Source organism: Kribbella sp. NPDC051952 (assembly GCF_040680855.1).
Lineage (GTDB): Bacteria > Actinomycetota > Actinomycetes > Propionibacteriales > Kribbellaceae > Kribbella.
In genome coordinates, this window is sequence record NZ_JBFAXQ010000001.1 from 905060 (window position 1) to 920850 (window position 15791).

18 protein-coding genes and 1 tRNA gene are annotated in these 15791 nt (G+C 67.7%); 11 read left to right on the plus strand and 8 right to left on the minus strand.

The window, feature by feature from the left end; genetic code table 11:
- Positions 1-32: 32 nt before the first annotated feature.
- A tRNA-Ser gene (locus AB0L70_RS04485) sits at positions 33-122 on the minus strand.
- Positions 123-392: 270 nt separating this feature from the next.
- Between AB0L70_RS04485 and AB0L70_RS04490 the strand changes: the two genes are divergently transcribed.
- The 4 genes from AB0L70_RS04490 to AB0L70_RS04505 all read left to right on the plus strand — a co-directional run bounded on the left by AB0L70_RS04490 (position 393) and on the right by AB0L70_RS04505 (position 4522).
- On the plus strand, positions 393-1973 hold the full coding sequence (locus AB0L70_RS04490; protein WP_363679860.1) for an LCP family protein: 1581 nt from the start codon (positions 393-395) through the stop codon (positions 1971-1973).
- 79 nt (positions 1974-2052) lie between these two features.
- Positions 2053-3039, plus strand: a complete 987-nt coding sequence (locus AB0L70_RS04495; protein ID WP_363679862.1) for a hypothetical protein — start codon at positions 2053-2055, stop codon at positions 3037-3039.
- Between the two features lie 34 nt (positions 3040-3073).
- Entirely contained in the window at positions 3074-3532 is a 459-nt protein-coding gene (locus tag AB0L70_RS04500) for a hypothetical protein (protein ID WP_363679864.1), read from the plus strand.
- Between the two features lie 30 nt (positions 3533-3562).
- On the plus strand, positions 3563-4522 hold the full coding sequence (locus tag AB0L70_RS04505) for an alpha/beta fold hydrolase (RefSeq protein ID WP_363679866.1): 960 nt from the start codon (positions 3563-3565) through the stop codon (positions 4520-4522).
- Here AB0L70_RS04505 and AB0L70_RS04510 read toward each other — a convergent pair.
- Together AB0L70_RS04510 and AB0L70_RS04515 are read right to left on the minus strand one after the other, a co-directional pair.
- Positions 4502-5020: a hypothetical protein gene (locus tag AB0L70_RS04510; RefSeq protein ID WP_363679868.1), complete on the minus strand. Its 519-nt coding sequence runs from the start codon at positions 5018-5020 to the stop codon at positions 4502-4504. The genes AB0L70_RS04505 and AB0L70_RS04510 overlap by 21 nt on opposite strands.
- Positions 5020-5394, minus strand: a complete 375-nt coding sequence (locus tag AB0L70_RS04515; protein WP_363679870.1) for a hypothetical protein — start codon at positions 5392-5394, stop codon at positions 5020-5022. Before AB0L70_RS04515 ends, AB0L70_RS04510 begins: the two co-directional genes overlap by 1 nt.
- Positions 5395-5444: 50 nt before the next feature.
- Between AB0L70_RS04515 and AB0L70_RS04520 the strand changes: the two genes are divergently transcribed.
- Positions 5445-5990 (plus strand): hypothetical protein, encoded by a 546-nt coding sequence (locus tag AB0L70_RS04520; protein WP_363679872.1) that lies wholly within the window; start codon positions 5445-5447, stop codon positions 5988-5990.
- Here AB0L70_RS04520 and AB0L70_RS04525 read toward each other — a convergent pair.
- A complete protein-coding gene (locus tag AB0L70_RS04525) occupies positions 5937-7256 on the minus strand; it encodes a glutamine synthetase family protein (RefSeq protein ID WP_363679874.1) in 1320 nt (439 codons plus the stop codon). The genes AB0L70_RS04520 and AB0L70_RS04525 overlap by 54 nt on opposite strands.
- 94 nt (positions 7257-7350) lie before the next feature.
- Here AB0L70_RS04525 and AB0L70_RS04530 point away from each other — a divergent pair, with 94 nt between their 5' ends.
- Positions 7351-7977 (plus strand): pyridoxamine 5'-phosphate oxidase family protein, encoded by a 627-nt coding sequence (locus AB0L70_RS04530; protein ID WP_363679876.1) that lies wholly within the window; start codon positions 7351-7353, stop codon positions 7975-7977.
- Here AB0L70_RS04530 and AB0L70_RS04535 read toward each other — a convergent pair.
- Positions 7974-8936: a phosphotransferase gene (locus tag AB0L70_RS04535; RefSeq protein WP_363679878.1), complete on the minus strand. Its 963-nt coding sequence runs from the start codon at positions 8934-8936 to the stop codon at positions 7974-7976. The genes AB0L70_RS04530 and AB0L70_RS04535 overlap by 4 nt on opposite strands.
- A gap of 33 nt (positions 8937-8969) precedes the next feature.
- On the opposite strand from AB0L70_RS04535, the gene AB0L70_RS04540 reads away from it, so the two are divergent.
- A complete protein-coding gene (locus tag AB0L70_RS04540) occupies positions 8970-9827 on the plus strand; it encodes a DUF72 domain-containing protein (protein WP_363679880.1) in 858 nt (285 codons plus the stop codon).
- 10 nt (positions 9828-9837) lie between these two features.
- Positions 9838-10287: a hypothetical protein gene (locus tag AB0L70_RS04545; RefSeq protein ID WP_363679882.1), complete on the plus strand. Its 450-nt coding sequence runs from the start codon at positions 9838-9840 to the stop codon at positions 10285-10287.
- Positions 10288-10315: 28 nt separating this feature from the next.
- Here the strand turns inward: AB0L70_RS04545 and AB0L70_RS04550 are convergent, their stop codons facing one another.
- Together AB0L70_RS04550 and AB0L70_RS04555 are read right to left on the minus strand one after the other, a co-directional pair.
- Positions 10316-10816 (minus strand): methylated-DNA--[protein]-cysteine S-methyltransferase, encoded by a 501-nt coding sequence (locus tag AB0L70_RS04550; RefSeq protein WP_363679884.1) that lies wholly within the window; start codon positions 10814-10816, stop codon positions 10316-10318.
- Positions 10817-10853: 37 nt separating this feature from the next.
- Complete coding sequence (locus AB0L70_RS04555; RefSeq protein WP_363679886.1) at positions 10854-11693, minus strand: carbon-nitrogen hydrolase family protein; 840 nt, start codon at positions 11691-11693, stop codon at positions 10854-10856.
- Between the two features lie 474 nt (positions 11694-12167).
- On the opposite strand from AB0L70_RS04555, the gene fgd reads away from it, so the two are divergent.
- Genes fgd through AB0L70_RS04570 form a run of 3 tightly spaced genes read left to right on the plus strand, consistent with a single transcriptional unit; the run spans position 12168 to position 14200 of the window.
- On the plus strand, positions 12168-13172 hold the full coding sequence (fgd, locus tag AB0L70_RS04560) for a glucose-6-phosphate dehydrogenase (coenzyme-F420) (protein ID WP_363679888.1): 1005 nt from the start codon (positions 12168-12170) through the stop codon (positions 13170-13172).
- A 10-nt stretch (positions 13173-13182) separates the two neighbouring features.
- Positions 13183-13764 carry a hypothetical protein gene (locus AB0L70_RS04565; protein ID WP_363679890.1) on the plus strand — a complete coding sequence of 194 codons (582 nt, stop codon included), beginning with the start codon at positions 13183-13185 and terminating at the stop codon, positions 13762-13764.
- A 43-nt stretch (positions 13765-13807) separates the two neighbouring features.
- The gene (locus tag AB0L70_RS04570; protein WP_363679892.1) at positions 13808-14200 is read left to right on the plus strand and encodes a VOC family protein; all 393 of its coding nucleotides are present in this window, start codon (positions 13808-13810) and stop codon (positions 14198-14200) included.
- A 698-nt stretch (positions 14201-14898) separates the two neighbouring features.
- On the opposite strand, the gene AB0L70_RS04575 is transcribed toward AB0L70_RS04570, so the two are convergent.
- A complete protein-coding gene (locus AB0L70_RS04575; protein ID WP_363679894.1) occupies positions 14899-15702 on the minus strand; it encodes an IclR family transcriptional regulator in 804 nt (267 codons plus the stop codon).
- Positions 15703-15791 lie beyond the last annotated feature (89 nt).

Sequence of the window (15791 nt, forward strand, 5' to 3'; positions counted from 1 at the left end):
TGCGCTTTCTGCAGACAGGGAGCTCCCAGGAGCGGAGGCGGCGGGATTTGAACCCGCGAGAGGGGATTACCCTCAACCCGCTTAGCAGGCGGGCGCCATCGACCGGACTAGGCGACGCCTCCTCCGACGGTCCCACGCGGGGACACGACGACGGCCAAGAGTATCCGGTGGACCCGTCCGGCGGCAAAGCGGGCTGCTCGCGGCCGCGTCGCCACCGTGGGTGGTGGGGGCGGTACTGAGGGATTCGACCCAGGCACCTGTACTCTGGCGGACATCGACGGGGGTCGTCAGCATCACGTCAACCAAACGAGTGGCGTGGGCGTCAGAAGTACCGTGGGTCGTTGCCAGCGGCCCAGGGAGGCCGCCACGTCGTCGATCAGGGAAACGGAGCCATGTCGCGGAGTACTCGCGCAGCCGGACGGAGGTCCGCGCCTCGAGCCAACCGGTCCCGGCACCGCTCGCCGCGGGCCCGTACGACCTCGAAGGCGATCGGCCTGACCCTGCTCAGTGCGCTGATCCCGGGCACCGGTCTGCTCATGGGCGGCCGGAAGAAGCTCGGCGCGTTCGTGCTGACGATCAGCATCGGACTGCTCCTGATCGGGGCGTACGTCGGCCTGACGCAGCGTGACTCGGTTCTCGCCCTCGCGGTCTCGCCCCGGCAACTGCTGATCGCCACCGGAGCCGTCGTACTGCTCGGTGTCTGCTGGATCTGGATCGTGGTGGCGTCGCACAAGCTGCTCCGCCCGGTCAGCATGACCTACACGGGCCGGCTCGCGGGCTCGATGTTCGTCGGACTGCTCTGCTTCGGCATCGCCGTACCGACGACCGTGGCCGCGCAGACGGTGATGGCGCAGCGGGACCTGGTCGGCAGCGTGTTCCAGTCCGAGGGCAACTCCAAGAGCGCGACCCGCCCGAAGGTGAACAACCAGAAGGACCCGTGGGCGAACACTCCCCGGCTGAACCTGCTGCTCCTCGGCGCCGACGACGGTGTCGGCCGGACCGGGGTCCGGACCGACACGGTGATCGTGGCGAGTATCGACACCAAGACCGGTGACACCGCGCTGATCTCGCTGAGCCGGAACTGGATGCGGATGGAGTTCCCGGAGGACTCGCCGCTGCACAAGGTCTACCCGGACGGCTACTGGGATCCGAACCTCGGCAACGTCGAGCAGCCGGAGTACTACCTGGACTCGATGTACGAGAACGTTCCGAAGGCGCACCCCGGGATCCTCGGCCAGACCGACAACGAGGGCGCTGACGTGGTCAAGCTGGCCGCGAGTGCGACGCTCGGCCTGGACATCGACTACTACATGCAGGTCAACCTGGCCGGCTTCCGGCAGATCATCGACGCGGTCGGCGGGATCACCGTCAACGTCAACTACCGGGTCCCGATCGGTGGCGACTACGGCGACGGGCCGGGGTCGAACAACGCGAAGAAGCCGTCCGGCTACATCGAGCCGGGTCCGGACCAGAAGCTCGACGGGTACCACGCACTGTGGTTCGCCCGCGGCCGCTACGGTCTGAGCGACCCGTCCCGGCAGGAGCGGCAGCGCTGCACGATCCACGCGCTCGTGAACAGCGTGAACCCGGCGACCCTGGTGACGAAGTACCAGCAGATCGCGGCGGCCGGCAAGCAGGTACTGCGGACGGACATCCCGCAGGAGATCCTGGGCGCGTTCATCCAGCTCGGCCTGAAGGTGAAGAGCGCGAAGGTCACCAACGTCGACCTGGACAAGAACAAGAACTTCCCGACCGGCAAGAACCCGAACTACACGGCGATGCGCCAGATCATCCAGCAGGCGATCACGCCGAAGACCAAGCCGGTCGCGTCCACGCCGTCGACGACCACCACCAAGAAGCCGTCGAGTGGGTCGACCAAGAAGCCGTCGACGAAGCCGACCGTGCAGCCGGGCACCGCGCAGAACCTGAACGACGCCTGCGCCTACGACCCGACCCAGACCGGGAACAACTGACAACAACCGGACAACCAGGTCTGGACCACCCTCTGGTTGGGAAGTATTAGCCGCACTGGACTCGAGGTCACACCTGGGGGTGGCTGTGCGGCGATTGATGGCTGGTGTGGTTGGGCTCGCGGTGCTGGCTTGTACGGCGTGTAGCGGCGAGCCGGAGAAGGGCGACGCGGGTTCGCCCGCGACCAGTACGACGACCAGCGCACCACCACCTTCGGCCACGGCCACGGCAACACCTCCGCCGCCGCCGAAGCCGGCTGCTCCGGTGGCGTTGTCGGTGCCGATGTATCAGCGCGCCCTGACCAATGTCGAGAAGGTCCTGAAGCCGTACATAACACGTGTTATGAACGCGCAGACGGTGGCCAAGTTCGACGCGTCCCGGGCTCAGCTCGCGGCTGTCGTCGTACTCGAGCGGAAGGAGCTCGCGAAGATCACGCCGCCTCGTGGACTGGTCGTCGCGCATCCGCAGGTCCTCGACGCGTTCGACGGCTACGCGGGTGACGTCAGTACGAACCTCGCGGAGGCGGGCGCGACCAAGACCGGCTGCGGCCTGCCCAAGGCTCCCGCGGTGCGGTTGTACCAGGCGAAGGCCGGCGTACGAACGTCCTTCGCGGAGCTGGCCCAAGGTGTGCAGAAGTCGATCGGCAGGGGCGTGAAGTTCGGGGCGTTATCCGTCCCGCCGGCCCTGAAGGCGCCCGCGGTGATCGGTGGGCGCGGGACGAACGGCGAGGTGATCCAGCGCTCCGGCTCCCGCGGACCGGGCACCCTGAAGATCACCAATGGCGGCGGTGGCGACGTCGTGATCGTGGTGACCAACAGCAGCCCGAAGTCGCCGCAGGCCTCGATCTACGTGCGGGCCAACAAGAACGCGACGCTGAGCGGGATCCGCGGCAGCTACTGGGTCTACTTCAAGGGCGGCAGCAGCTGGGACGCGGCCAACCGCCGGTTCACCGAGGACTGCTCGTACCAGAAGTACGACGATCGCTTCGACGGCTCGTTCGACTGGACGATCAGCCTGGCCAAGACGCCGTTCGGCAACGCTTCCACGTCCGACACCGACGCCTTCTGAGCGGACGCCCCCGCCCGGATGAGATCCTGGGGCGATGCGTACGACGTACCGGATGCGGGCAGGGCGATTCCTCGGCGTCCTGGCTGCCGGTCTGATCATCCTCGGCGTGGCCGCGGTCCTGTGGGCCTTCGGGCTGCCGGGCGTGGCCGTCTCGGTGTTCGTCACGCTCGGCGGGCTGATCACGCTCGCCGGGGTGTGGATCCTGATCTGGCCGCCGAAGGTGGCCAAGGTGCGGGACAGCGGGATCGAGGTGCGCGGCGTACGGACGTCCTGGACCGACATCACCGAGGTCGGCCGGGTGGAGACCACGCACGGCGAGGCGATCGTGCTGCGGACCAAGCAGCCGGACCACCCGATCCTGCTGCCGGTCTCCTGGCTGGCGGCTGCCCGGGTGGCGACCCTGGAGACCACGCTGCGCGACAAGCTGAACGCGGCGCACGGGTACACGATCTGGGACGGGACTGCCCCGGAAGACAACGATCGCGCAGAATGAATCGCTGACCGATCGAACTGAGGAGTCCTGGTGCTGTCCTTCGAGCTGTCGTACGACGAACTGATCGCCTACCAAGGGACGAACCCGCGGCCCGCGGACTTCGATCAGTACTGGGACAAGGCGTTGCTCGAGCTCGACGCCGTACCGGCGGAGACCGAGTTCGTCGACGCGACCGACTTCCCGCTGACCACGGCGACCGCGCAGCACCTGTACTTCAACGGCACCGGTGGGTATCGCGTGCACGCGAAGGTGATCCGGCCGGCCGAGCCGACCGGTCCCGCCGTACTGATCTTCCATGGGTACGGCGGTGAGCAGCCGAAGTGGGTCGACCTGCTGCCTTATGCGGCTCGTGGGTACACGGTGGCGGCGCTGGATGTGCGGGAGCAGGTCGGGTTCCGGACCGAGTCGCAGGCGGCGAACAGCTTCTCGCTGCACAACCACCTCGTCTACGGTCTCGACGACGGGCCGGACGGGCTGCTGTACCGGCACGTGTTCCTGGACACGCGGCGGCTCGCGGATGTCATCGGCGCGCTGTCTGATGTGGATTCCGCACGAATCGCGACCACCGGTTGGAGCCAGGGGGGCGGGCTGAGCCTGGTCGCGGCGGCGCTGACGCCGGGGATCAAGTACACCGCGAGCGTGTTCCCGTTCCTCTGCGACTACCAGCGGACCTGGGACCTCAACCTCGAGACCGGTCCGTACGACGAGATCGTCACCTGGTTCAAGAAGCGCGACCCCCGGCACCTACGCCAGGACGAGGTCTTCACGACCCTCGGCTACATCGACGTCCAGCACCTCGCACCCCGGATCCAGGCCGAGGTCACCCTCTTCGTCGGCCTCGAGGACCAGGTCTGCCCCCCGTCGACCCAGTTCGCCGCCTACAACAAGATCACGTCACCGAAAGAAGCCCGCCTCTACCCCGATTTCGGCCACGACGACCTCCCCGGCGCCCACGACGACATCTACCAACTAATCGGCACCAAACTCTGATCGCCTGGGTCCGACCGGTCGGCGGCGTTCAAGATCACCTGGGACCGGGGTGTAGGTCCGTACGACGATCCGGTCGTCATCGAAGGACCGAATCGCGCCGAGCCGGTCCTGGGTGTCGTCAGTGCCCAGGGCCACCACCACCATGACCCGGTTCGCATAACAGTCCCAGCCCCCGCCAATCCCAAGAGCCCTCGATCCCAACCGCTCGAAGAGCCGGGTCGCCAGTTCTTGCAGCTCAGCCCGCGAGTACTCAACCGACTCGAACGTCACGGTGAACTCCTCCGCGAGTTCCAGGACGGACGCCTTCAGCTGCTCGACAGCGGGAGAGCTCCCGTCGACCGGCCCGACCAGGCGGACGACGATCGTCCGGCTCTCGGCATCCCATGAGAGACCGCCGTCGTTGGCTGGGGCTCCTCGCAGCACGTCTGCGATCGCGTCGATCTGGACCTGCTGGTCCCATGTCCCGGTGACGTCGAGCGGAACGTTGTCGGTGGGCATCAGGTGGGGATCCAGGTGGGCCACCAGGGTGGGATGTTGCCGGGGCAGGTGCCGGGGGAGGTGGCTGGGGTGCCTTGCCAGGAGTAGAGGGCCAGGTCGGCTATCGCGATCGCAATGGAGGCGGCGATGAGGGAGAAGAGGAAGGCCTTGCCAGCGTAGCGGAAGACGATGTTGAACAGGACCAGGTTCACGATCAGCGCGAGCGGCAGGCCGAGGAACAGCAGGGTGAGTCCGTTCGGGACGCTGCCGGTGACGTCGACATGACACGCCTTCCAGCTTCGGGACGTGATCACGATCAGTCCGAACGCGGCCCCGCCCCCGACGACGATCGCCAGGAACGACTCGCCCTTACTCCCCTTCGCAGCCAACGCCATGAGGTTCACGGTAAGTGATCCGAGCGGCCATCTCAGCACGTACGGCGAGTATGACCATATCGAATTGGCGCCGTACGGCGGGCTGGATCGGCTGCGCCGCGGGCGTCGTCGGCGTGATTGCCGGATTGTTGACGATCCTCTGGCCGGACCAGGTGGACACCGACACCACCGGCTTCACCGTTCTCCAGAGCGTCCTGGCCGTCCGAGACGTCGGCCTGGCGATCCTTCTGACCACTCTCTGGCCGGCCAAGAGAGCCCGCGCGATCTGGGTCGCCGGAGCCGTCGCGGGCATGCTCGTACTCGCGGCGCTGGAGATCATCACGATCTTCAGCCGGCACGACAACGGCGCCGCGTACGGGCTCACGTCGTACGCGATCGGCCTGTGTCTGATCCTCGGGGCGATCCGGCCGGTGCGCCGGCTACCGCTTGCCCTCGGCATCTATGTGTTCGTCCCGATGACGCCCGCGATCATGGCCGGTTTCGTCCTCGAACAGCTCGTCATCGCAGGCTGGATGGCTGGATTCGCTTTGCTGGGCTGGAGGTCAGTAGCGCCAGCGCAACGCGCGGACTCTCTCGTCCAGGGAGAGCGAGCCTAAGGACTCCGCGTCGTGGCGGCGTACGGCGAGGAACGGATCGATGATCGCGTCACCGAGGGCCGCGCGGAGGACGGGAGATTGCTCTAGAGCAATCAGCGCGTCCTCGAGAGTGAGAGGGAGACGGCGTGGTTGCTGGTCGGCGGCGTACGACGCGGGGTCGTGATCAAGGCCCGCGGGCAGGACCGCTTGACGCTCCAGCCCGGACAGGGCAGCGGCGAGGACGGCCGCGGCGGAGAGGTACATGTTCCCGGCCGGATCGCCGATCTTGATCTCGAAGTTGGCGGAGTGCGGCCGGCTGGTGATGCTGCCCGGCACGTACCGCAGCGCGGCCTCGCGATTCTCCTCACCCCAGCACGCGAACGCGCCCGCCCAGTTCCCCGGCGCCCGGCGATCCGCGCTGACCACACTCGGCGCGAGTACGCCGGTCAGCCCGTCAAGCTCATCGAGTACGCCGGCCATCAACTGCCGCCCGTGCTCGGACGGACCGTCGTCACCGCCGAACGGCACCCCGTTGAGCGAAGCCGAGAAGTGAATATGCGCTCCATTACCGACGAACCCCGCCACCGTGATCGGCGCGAACGACACCAGCAACCCATGCGCACGAGCAACCCGATGAACGACCAGCCGAGCAAGCTGCGACTGATCCGCCGCGGCCAACGGCGACGTGGGCGGCAACGCGACCTCCACCTGCCCCTGCGCATACTCCGGATGCAGCTGCTCCGCAGGCACCCCAGCCGCGTCGAGCGCCGCAAGCAGATCGACCGCGAACTCCTCCAGCTTCAGCGTCGCCAAGACGCCGTACGCCGGACCGATCGTGCCGACCGCGGGATCGTCGGCAGTCCCCGTGAAGACCGTGAACTCCAGCTCGAACCCGAGCTTCACGTCCAGCCCAGCAGCAATCGCCCGGGCCTCCTGCCGCCGCAGCGCCGCGCGCTGGCAGATGTCCACCGGCTCGTGATCCTGGGAGAGCTGGTCGGCCGGCGCCCAGAACACGGTGTGATCCGGCCCGAGCGGCGCGACCGCACCGAGGTCCGGCATCAGCCGGTTGTCCCCGACCGGCCCGTTCACCAGCGGCGACGAGGCGATCGCGTCATCGGTGCACATCAACGCGAACACCGGCGACAGGCCGATCCCGTCCCGCACCGCCGACCGTAAACGGGCCGCAGGCACCGACTTCGCCCGGGTGATCCCAGCATTGTCGACAATCGACGTGATCAGCATCCGCAGTCCGCTCTCGAGCAGAGCGTCGACAGGGTTCTCGGACATGCCGACCTTCGTACCACAGCACCAGTCGTACCCCCACCGACCGAAGGCACCCGGCCGGAGGTGAAGATGGAGGAACAGAGCAGAGAGGACCGCGATGGGTACCGTCTTTCCCGACCTGAACGAGGACCTGCTCGCCTGGATCGGCCGGCAGCCGATGTTCTTCGTCGGTACGGCGCCGAGCGGTGACGGTGGGCACGTCAACATCTCCCCCAAGGGCGGCGAGGGCACTCTGCAGGTGCTCGGCCCGAAGCAGCTCGCGTACGTCGACCTGTTCGGCAGCGGCATCGAGACCGTGGCGCACCTGAAGCAGAACGGCCGGATCGTGGTCATGTTCTGCGCGTTCTCCGGCGCACCGAAGACGCTCCGGGTGCACGGTCGCGGTGAGGTGCTCGAGCAGGCGGATCCACGGTTCGCTGAGGTGTTCGCGCACTTCTCGCTCGCGGACGAGATGCTGCCGACTGTTCGCAGCATCATCCGGATCGACGTCGAGCGGGTGGCCGACTCGTGCGGGTACGGCGTACCCGAGATGACCATGAAGGCGGAGCGGAAGGCGCTGTACAAGACCGCGGCCGGCTGGATCCGGCAGCGTGGGGACGACGCGATCGAGCGGTACTGCGATGTGAACAACGGCGAGAGCATCGACGGGATCGCAGGCCTCACGCCCTTCGGCTCAGCAGTCGACGACGAGTCTCGCTACACCCACGAGGGCCGCAGGCTCTAGTCGGCCACCAGTTTGAGTACGCCGGCAGCGCGCTCGGCGTCGCCCACCGGGACCACGCCCGGCGGGTAGGCGTCCGGCCACAGCCGGCCCCACGAAGCGGCCCGGCCCAGCTGGCCCAGGCGCCACGCGAGCTCGATCGCCCGGCGAAGCTCGGTCGGGGTGTGATCGGCGGTCCACGGTTCGAGGTAGACGTCCCGAAGGCGAGGGATGATCTCGGGGCCGTGCAGGTCGGCGGCGCGCTCGGCCGCGACGAGCAGGCTGCAGAACGGATGCGAGACCGAGGCGTCACCCCAGTCGAAGAACGTGTAGCGCCCCGGTTCCGGCCTGAGGATCTGGCCGTCGTGGAGGTCCGCGTGGTCGATCGAGTCGGCGATGCCGATGGCCGCGAGCTCCGCACACCAATCGACCAGCCGCGGCCGGGCCTTCTCCAGGTGAGCACGATCGGACGCGTCGAGAGTCTGATTGTTGACAATGATCTTGTCGAACAGGCCGGGCAGCGCAGCGACGCGTGCATTCGGTACGCCGATCCGCTCGAACTCGTCCGTGTGGTCCACGAGAGCCCGCTGCAGGTCGGCGTACTGGCTGAGGAGTTCTTCCCAGTGCCGCGGGTCGGCCGGGAGGTCGCGGAGCAGCGGGCCGCCGTCGGGGAGGAGGGACCAGCCGCGCTCGGCGTCGACGGCGTACGGCGTGAGGACGTGGGTGGGCGCCCACCGGGACAACGCCTCGGTCAGGGCGGGCTCGAAGCGGCTGGCGGGCGGGTTGGCCTTGAACCAGACCGGTCGGTCGGCCTCGACCCGGATGATCACCGACCACGGTCGGAGTCGCGCCCGGCGTGGACCGGTCTCGGTCAGGTGATGGGCCGTGAGTTGCTGGTCGAGCCAGTCGAGTGCCGCCGTACGCCAGCCGGAATCCTCCCACGGGGTGCGGGCGTCGGCCCACCGGCCGCGATCGATCTGCATCAGCTCAGCTCATCACACCGCATAATCGGGTGGGTGAGCGACTCCAACTGGCCGGACAGTCGGTACCGGGTGGGGATCTCCGGCTGGCGGTACCCGCCGTGGCGGAAGGTCTACTACCCGGACGGCCTACCGCAGCGCGCCGAGCTGGAGTATGCGTCCCGCCGGTTGAACTCGATCGAGCTGAACGGCTCGTTCTACTCGCTCCAGCGGCCGACGTCGTACCAGAAGTGGTACGACGAGACGCCGGCCGGATTCGTGTTCGCGGTGAAGGGGCCGCGGTTCGTCACGCACCTGAAGAAGCTGGCCGACGTGGACGCGCCGCTGGCCAACTTCTTCGCCTCCGGAGTGCTTGCACTCGGCAACAAACTCGGTCCGGTGCTCTGGCAACTACCACCGACACTCGGGTACGACGCCGACCGGTGTGCGGCGTTCTTCGACTCGTTGCCGCGGACAACCGCAGCGGCGGCCGAGGTTGCCAAGGGCCACGACGAGCGGATGGAAGGCCGTGCGCTGCTCGAGTGTGCCGTCGACATCCCGCTCCGGCACGCGATCGAAGTCCGGCACTCGAGCTTCCAGACCCCGGGCTTCGTGAAGTTGCTCCGCAACCACGACGTCGCGCTGGTGTGCGCGGACACCGCCGGCAAGTGGCCGATGTTCGACGACATCACCTCCGACTTCGCCTACGTCCGGCTGCACGGAGCCGACGAGCTCTACGTCAGTGGGTACGACGACGAAGCGCTGGACCGGTGGGCCGCCAAGATCCAGGGGTGGGATCAGAACGCCTACATCTACTTCGACAACGACGCCAAGGTCCGGGCACCGTTCGACGCGGAAGGGCTGGCCCGCCGCCTCGGGATCACTTCGGTCCATGCCGAAGCATCACGGGCTTAGCGTTAGGCGCATGTCAGACAACCCTGGAATTCTGGTGGAGCAGGCCGTCGAGCGGTCTCTCGAACTGGTCGTCACCTGGCCGGCCTGGGACGGGCAACCGCGCACGTCCGACGACGATCGCGTCTACACCCCGCACAAGGCGGTGCGCCGCATCGCCGACCACATGATCGACCATCTCGCCGAGGTCGAGGCTTTGCTGGCCGGCGTACCGACGCAGCCGGACGAGTGGCACGCTTCCGCGCTCACCAGTCAGGCCGACCTCGCGCCGTTCACGGCGGACGACGTACGCGAGGCCGAGCAGCGGCTGCGCCGGCTGGGACGGACGTTCACACTCCGGTACGCCGCCCTCGACCCGGTGGAATGGGACAAGGACCGGGGCGAGAACTGGACCCTCCGCCAGATCGCGGAACACCTGGTCGAACTCGACTGGTACGCCGAACAGGTGGGCAAGCTGTCGTAGCGGCGACCTGTCCTAGCGGCGAGCTGCCCTAGAACAGCCGGGCGGCTGCGACCTCGGCGGGCTCCTCCAGGTCGAGCAGGAACTGCTTGCGCTTCACGCCGCCTGCGTACCCGGTGAGCGAGCCGTTCTTCCCGATCACCCGGTGGCACGGGACGACGATCGACAGCGGGTTCTGACCGACCGCCTTGCCCACGGCTTGCGCGTGGGAGTCCAGTTTCGCCGCGATCTCGCCGTACGTCGTGGTTTCGCCGTACGGGATCTCCTCGAGGATCGTCCAGACGCGGCGCTGGAACTCGTCGCCGCGCAGCACGGTCGGGAGGTCGAAGCCGGTCCGCTCGCCGGCGAGGAACTCGTCCAGTTGCTGAGTCGCCGCCGCGATGACCGGGTCGGTCGATTCGACCCGGTCACCGAGCGTCTCCGGCGTCGGCTTCACCCAGTGATGCGGGAAGTAGACACCGGCCAGGGCGTTGTCCGAGGCGACCAGCGTGAGGTCACCGATCCGGGTGCTGACGATCGCATGCCTGTTCATGCAGATGGAACGCGTCAGCACCCCGAGGTGTGAGTCCTCAGGAGCTGATCCGCTCCCGCGTCCGGCGCCGGAAGTCGCGACCGATCTGGCTCACGTCCGACCGGTGCAGGTCCGTCACCGCGATCCCCGGCGTACTGTCCGACGGGCCATGGACCGCCCAGGCCCCGTGCGGATCGGCGATCCCCGAGTCCAGTCCGGCCCCGGGGTTGGCCGGCGCGGCCACGCTGATCCAGCAGGTGTTGTTCGCGGCGGTCCCGCAGGCCTGGATCCCGATCTGCTCGTTGTGTCCGACGCCGGTGCTCGCGTACGACACCAGTACGGCGTCCGCCTCGAGGCCGTCGTACTCGGTGAACAGCTCCGGGAACAGCACGTCCAGCCCGAGGGCCAGACCGAACCGGAAACCGTCGACGTCGAAGGTCACCGGCTTCGTGCCCGGGGTGTACATCCAGGTGATCTTGGTGGTCGACAGCATGCGTTCGTCGTACCGCGTGACCACCTTGCCGGTGTCGGAGACGACGTACATGCTGTTGTGCGGCCGAGCGTCGGGCAGTTGGTGGATGGACGGGATCACGGTCCAGATCTTCAGCTCCCGCGAGAGTCTGGTGATCTGGTCGAGCTCGTTCTCGAGCGCGGTCCAGTCGGCCCGGCGCCAGTCCGAGGCGCCGACCTCGTCCGGGCCGAGCTCGGACATGATGTGCTTGCTCGGGAAGCAGAGCGCGCCCTCGGTGAAGTGGACGAGGCGCGCGCCCGCCGCGGCGGCCTGCCGCATCAGATCGCGGACCTCGGTGCCGCTCGCGCGGAGCAGGGCGGCGTTGGTCGGGTCCTGGCGGACCGTCGACTGGGCGACGGCGATCCGCAGGGTGGTGGTTTCCGGCATGTCTTCTCCTGGAGGAGTCGGACGGAAGTGCCGGAGGGCAGCCGTGTAGGACTCGCCCGTTTTGGCGGCGCGGGATCGGACCCGCTGCTTGAAGTTCCTGTGCGCTGTCATCTGGCCTTCCACGCACCCGGCCGCGATCCCCCAGCGATCCCGTCCGAGGCAGCTGACCAGGACGAGCGGCCCGAGACAAGGAGTCCCTTTGCCTTCTCGAGGTGACCAGGCTGGGGCCGGTCGACGAAGGTGCGGCGCGGGCCGCGCCGAAGCCACATCCTTCCCGAGCCCGGCATGGCCGTCAAACGTCCACGCCGGATTCCTAACGACAGGAGGTGTGCGGCCTCAGAGCCGCCATCCGATGCGGGGCAGGCGGGCGGTGAGACGCCGGTGCCGACTACCTCCTGTCGTTAGGCGGCATAAAGTCGGTCCTGGACGCGGTTGTCCTCCGAGTACGGCTGAGACGATTGTTGGGAGCAGAGGGTGAGCATTCGAGTCGGGTACAAGGCTTCGGCGGAGCAGTTCGGGCCGCGGGAGCTGGTGGAGTACTCGGTCCGGGCAGAGGAGCTCGGGCTCGACAGTGTGACCGTGTCGGACCACTTCCTGCCGTGGCGGCACGAGGGCGGGCACGCGCCGTTCGCGCTCGCCTGGATGGCGGCGGTCGGCGAGCGGACCAACCGGGTCCTGATCGGTACGTCGGTGCTCACACCGACCTTCCGGTACAACCCGGCGGTGATCGCGCAGGCGTTCGCCACGATGGGCGAGCTGTACCCGGGCCGCGTGATGCTCGGGGTCGGTACCGGCGAGGCGCTGAACGAGATCGCCGTCTCCGGGATGGAGTGGCCCGAGTTCAAGGAGCGGTTCGCCCGGCTGCGGGAGGCCGTACAGCTGATCCGCGACCTGTGGACGAAGGACGGGGTCAGCTCGGAAGGCCCGTACTACAAGACCGTAGACGCATTCATCTACGACCGGCCGGAGACGCCTTTGAAGGTGTACGTCGCCGCTGGTGGGCCGCTGGTCGCCAAATACGCCGGTCGCGCGGGCGACGGGTTCATCGCGACCTCGGGCAAGGGGATGGAGCTGTACACGGACAAGCTGATCCCGGCGGTTCGCGAGGGTGCTGAGAAGGCTGGGAAGAAGTTCGAGGACGTCGACCGGATGCTCGAGGTCAAGGTCTCGTACGACCGCGACCCCGCGGCCGCGCTGGAGAACACGCGGTTCTGGGCGCCGCTGTCGCTGACGCCCGAGCAGAAGCACAGCGTGACGAGTGCGACCGAGATGGAGCGCCTGGCCGACGAGCTCCCGATCGAGCAGGTGGCGAAGCGGTGGATCGTCGCCTCGGACCCGGAAGAGGTCGTGAAGCAGTTCCAGCCGTACATCGACGCCGGCTTCAACCACTTCGTCGTACACGGTCCTGGGCAGGATCAGGAACGATTCCTCACCCAGTTCACGTCCGACGTCCTTCCGCTTCTGCGCAAACTTGGCTGACAATCGCCTGGTGGGCGACTACGAGATCCTCCAGGACAACGACCCGCGGTGTGCCGAGCTGGAAGCAGCCGGCTACCGCGTGGTCGGTGAGTCCTGGGCAGTCCGTCTCTTCAACCCGGATCGTGAGCTGCTCGATTCCGCCGTACTGCGCGCAACCGCAGGCGGACTCACCATCCGCGAACTGGGTGCCGAGGCGGCCGAGGCTCTCCACGGGTTGGAGAAGACCAACGAGCCCGACTACCCCTCCACGCCCGCAACGCATCGGACCGTCGGCGACCTCGACACGATCCGGGCGCTGTGGCCGGAGTACCGAGTCTTCGGCGCGTTCGACGGTGCACGTTTGGTCGGCGCCACCGTCATCAGGTCGCATGAGGGGTACGGCGACACTGCCTTCACGTCTGTGCTCGCAACCCACCGCCGGCGCGGGGTTGGCCAAGCCGTCAAAGCGGCGTCGATCCTCGCGTTCCTCGACATAGGCATAACCCGCTTCAGCACCGGCGGGGCGGCTGCCAACCAGGCCAGCCTCCAAGCCAACCAGGCCCTCGGCTACGAGCTGACCGAACGCTGGCGCAGCTACGCCCCGCCCGAGTAACTGCTTGGGGTCCGCGGGTGAGTGAGGCGCCTAGGGTGGTTGCATGGGTGAGCGCGCGCCGCAGCGGTATGTGGGTGGGGAGCTTGTGGTCGTGGTCGACGTACGGGAGCTGGAGCGTGCTGCGGAGTTCTGGACCCGGGTGCTTGGGTATGTGCGCGACGGGAAGCCGGAGCAGTACCTCAGCCTCGTGCCGCGTGACGGGGTAGGTGTGGAGATCCTGTTGCAGCAGGTCGATGACGAGAAACTCACGAAGAACCGGCTGCACTTGGATCTCCGTACGTCGGACCTGTCGTCCGAGGTTGCCCGGGTCCGGGAGCTCGGCGCGACCCAGCTGACCGCGACGCCGATTGTCGAGCACGGGTGGACCTGGCACGTCCTCGCCGACCCAGACGGCAACGAGTTCTGCATCCTCCAACCCCCACCACAACCCAGCTGACCCACCGACCCACCGACCCACCGACCCACCGACCCACAAGAGGGGATATCCCCACGACATGCCGGTTCTCCCGTGGTGTGCAGAGGGGAGAAGGGGTACTTCGTGGGGTTATCCCCTCATGTGCTGCGCCCTGGCTCGCGCATGTGCTGCGCCCTCTGGCTCGGGCATGTGCTGCGCCCTCTGGCTCGCGGCGGTTGGTGAGCCATGCGGAATGGTTCGTCGTCGCGCTGGCCAGGATCCACAACCCGAGGAGCTGGTGAGCCGTCGCTGTCGACGGCCCAACGCACCTCCTACAGCAGACGCGCAGGCCATCGCGTCACGCTAGGCATCAGGTCGCTCGGCCTCCGACGGGCCGCCCAGCAGCCGGCCCTCGGCTGATCCGTCGCTCCGCACACGAGAGGAGATCCCCACGACGTGGCGGTTCTCCCGTGGTGTGCAGAGGGGAGAAGGGGTACTTCGTGGGGTTATCCCCTCGTGTGGTGAGCGCACGCGCGGGTGCTTACTTTCTGACGTGTGTTTAGCGCACGTGCGGGTGCTTGCTTCTGAGCCCGGCACAGCTCCTCCGCAGAACCACAGACCCCGCTCACCACGATCCGCGACCCGTCGCCGGAGGTGGCCGAAGGGCTGTTGCCGCAGAAGGCGGTGTCGGTTGTCAGCGGAGGAGGTCGAAGGCTGTTGCCGCCGAAGGTGGTGGCCCCTTAGCGGAGGTCGTCGGATAACGCTTTGGCTGCTTGGGTTAGGAGGGGGACGGCTCGTTCTACCAGGGCCTCTGTCATTCGGCCGGCTGGGCCTGAGATGGACATGGCTAGGCGGGAGGGGGCATCGGGGACGGCGACGGCTACGCAGCGGACGCCTACCTCCTGTTCGCCTTCGTCCATGGCGTAGCCGTGTTCTTCGGCTTTGCGGAGTTGGGTGGTGAAGGCGTCGGGGGTGGTCAGGGTGTTGTCGGTGTGTTGGGGCATGCCGGTGCGGTGGAGGAGGTCGCGGACCTCGGACTCCGGGAGCTTGGCGAGGATCGCCTTGCCGACCGCGGTGCAGTGGGGCAGAACCCGCCGGCCGACCTCGGTGAACATGCGCATCGAGTGCCGGGACGGGACCTGCGCCAGATACACGATCTGGTCGCCGTCGAGCATCGCCATGTTGGCGGACTCGCCGAGTTCGTCGACCAGCCGCGCGAGGTGCGGCCGGGCCCAGACACTGAGCATGTGCGAGGAGCTCTCACCGAGGCGGATCAGCCTGGGGCCGAGGACGTACTGCCGCGACGGTTCTTGACGCAGGTAGCCGAGGTCGACCAAGGTGCGAACCAGGCGGTGGATCGTCGGCAGCGGAAGGCCGGACGCCGTGGCGAGTTGGGACAGGCCCATCATCCCGCCCGCGTCGGCCATGGTCTCGAGCAGGCCGAACGCGCGCTCGATCGACTGCACGCTGCCGGTCCGGGCCTTGCCGCCGTTGGCGGCGGCCGCGTTCTTCGGCTCCGTGGTCGTACTGTTCGCTTCCGTCATCGGACCTGACCTCTCGAGACTTTCCGGATGACGGAAGCTTAGCGCCATATCCCGGAAGGCCAAGACTCTTGCGTCTTCCGCACAGCAGA

Coding starts and splice junctions, on each gene's coding strand:
- AB0L70_RS04490 (WP_363679860.1), top strand. CDS start 393: ATGTCGCGGAGTACTCGCGCAGCCGGACGGAGGTCCGCGCCTCGAGCC.
- AB0L70_RS04500 (WP_363679864.1), top strand. CDS start 3,074: ATGCGTACGACGTACCGGATGCGGGCAGGGCGATTCCTCGGCGTCCTG.
- AB0L70_RS04510 (WP_363679868.1), bottom strand. CDS start 5,020: ATGCCCACCGACAACGTTCCGCTCGACGTCACCGGGACATGGGACCAG.
- AB0L70_RS04515 (WP_363679870.1), bottom strand. CDS start 5,394: ATGGCGTTGGCTGCGAAGGGGAGTAAGGGCGAGTCGTTCCTGGCGATC.
- AB0L70_RS04520 (WP_363679872.1), top strand. CDS start 5,445: ATGACCATATCGAATTGGCGCCGTACGGCGGGCTGGATCGGCTGCGCC.
- AB0L70_RS04525 (WP_363679874.1), bottom strand. CDS start 7,256: ATGTCCGAGAACCCTGTCGACGCTCTGCTCGAGAGCGGACTGCGGATG.
- AB0L70_RS04530 (WP_363679876.1), top strand. CDS start 7,351: ATGGGTACCGTCTTTCCCGACCTGAACGAGGACCTGCTCGCCTGGATC.
- AB0L70_RS04535 (WP_363679878.1), bottom strand. CDS start 8,936: ATGCAGATCGATCGCGGCCGGTGGGCCGACGCCCGCACCCCGTGGGAG.
- AB0L70_RS04545 (WP_363679882.1), top strand. CDS start 9,838: ATGTCAGACAACCCTGGAATTCTGGTGGAGCAGGCCGTCGAGCGGTCT.
- AB0L70_RS04550 (WP_363679884.1), bottom strand. CDS start 10,816: ATGAACAGGCATGCGATCGTCAGCACCCGGATCGGTGACCTCACGCTG.
- AB0L70_RS04555 (WP_363679886.1), bottom strand. CDS start 11,693: ATGCCGGAAACCACCACCCTGCGGATCGCCGTCGCCCAGTCGACGGTC.
- AB0L70_RS04570 (WP_363679892.1), top strand. CDS start 13,808: ATGGGTGAGCGCGCGCCGCAGCGGTATGTGGGTGGGGAGCTTGTGGTC.
- AB0L70_RS04575 (WP_363679894.1), bottom strand. CDS start 15,702: ATGACGGAAGCGAACAGTACGACCACGGAGCCGAAGAACGCGGCCGCC.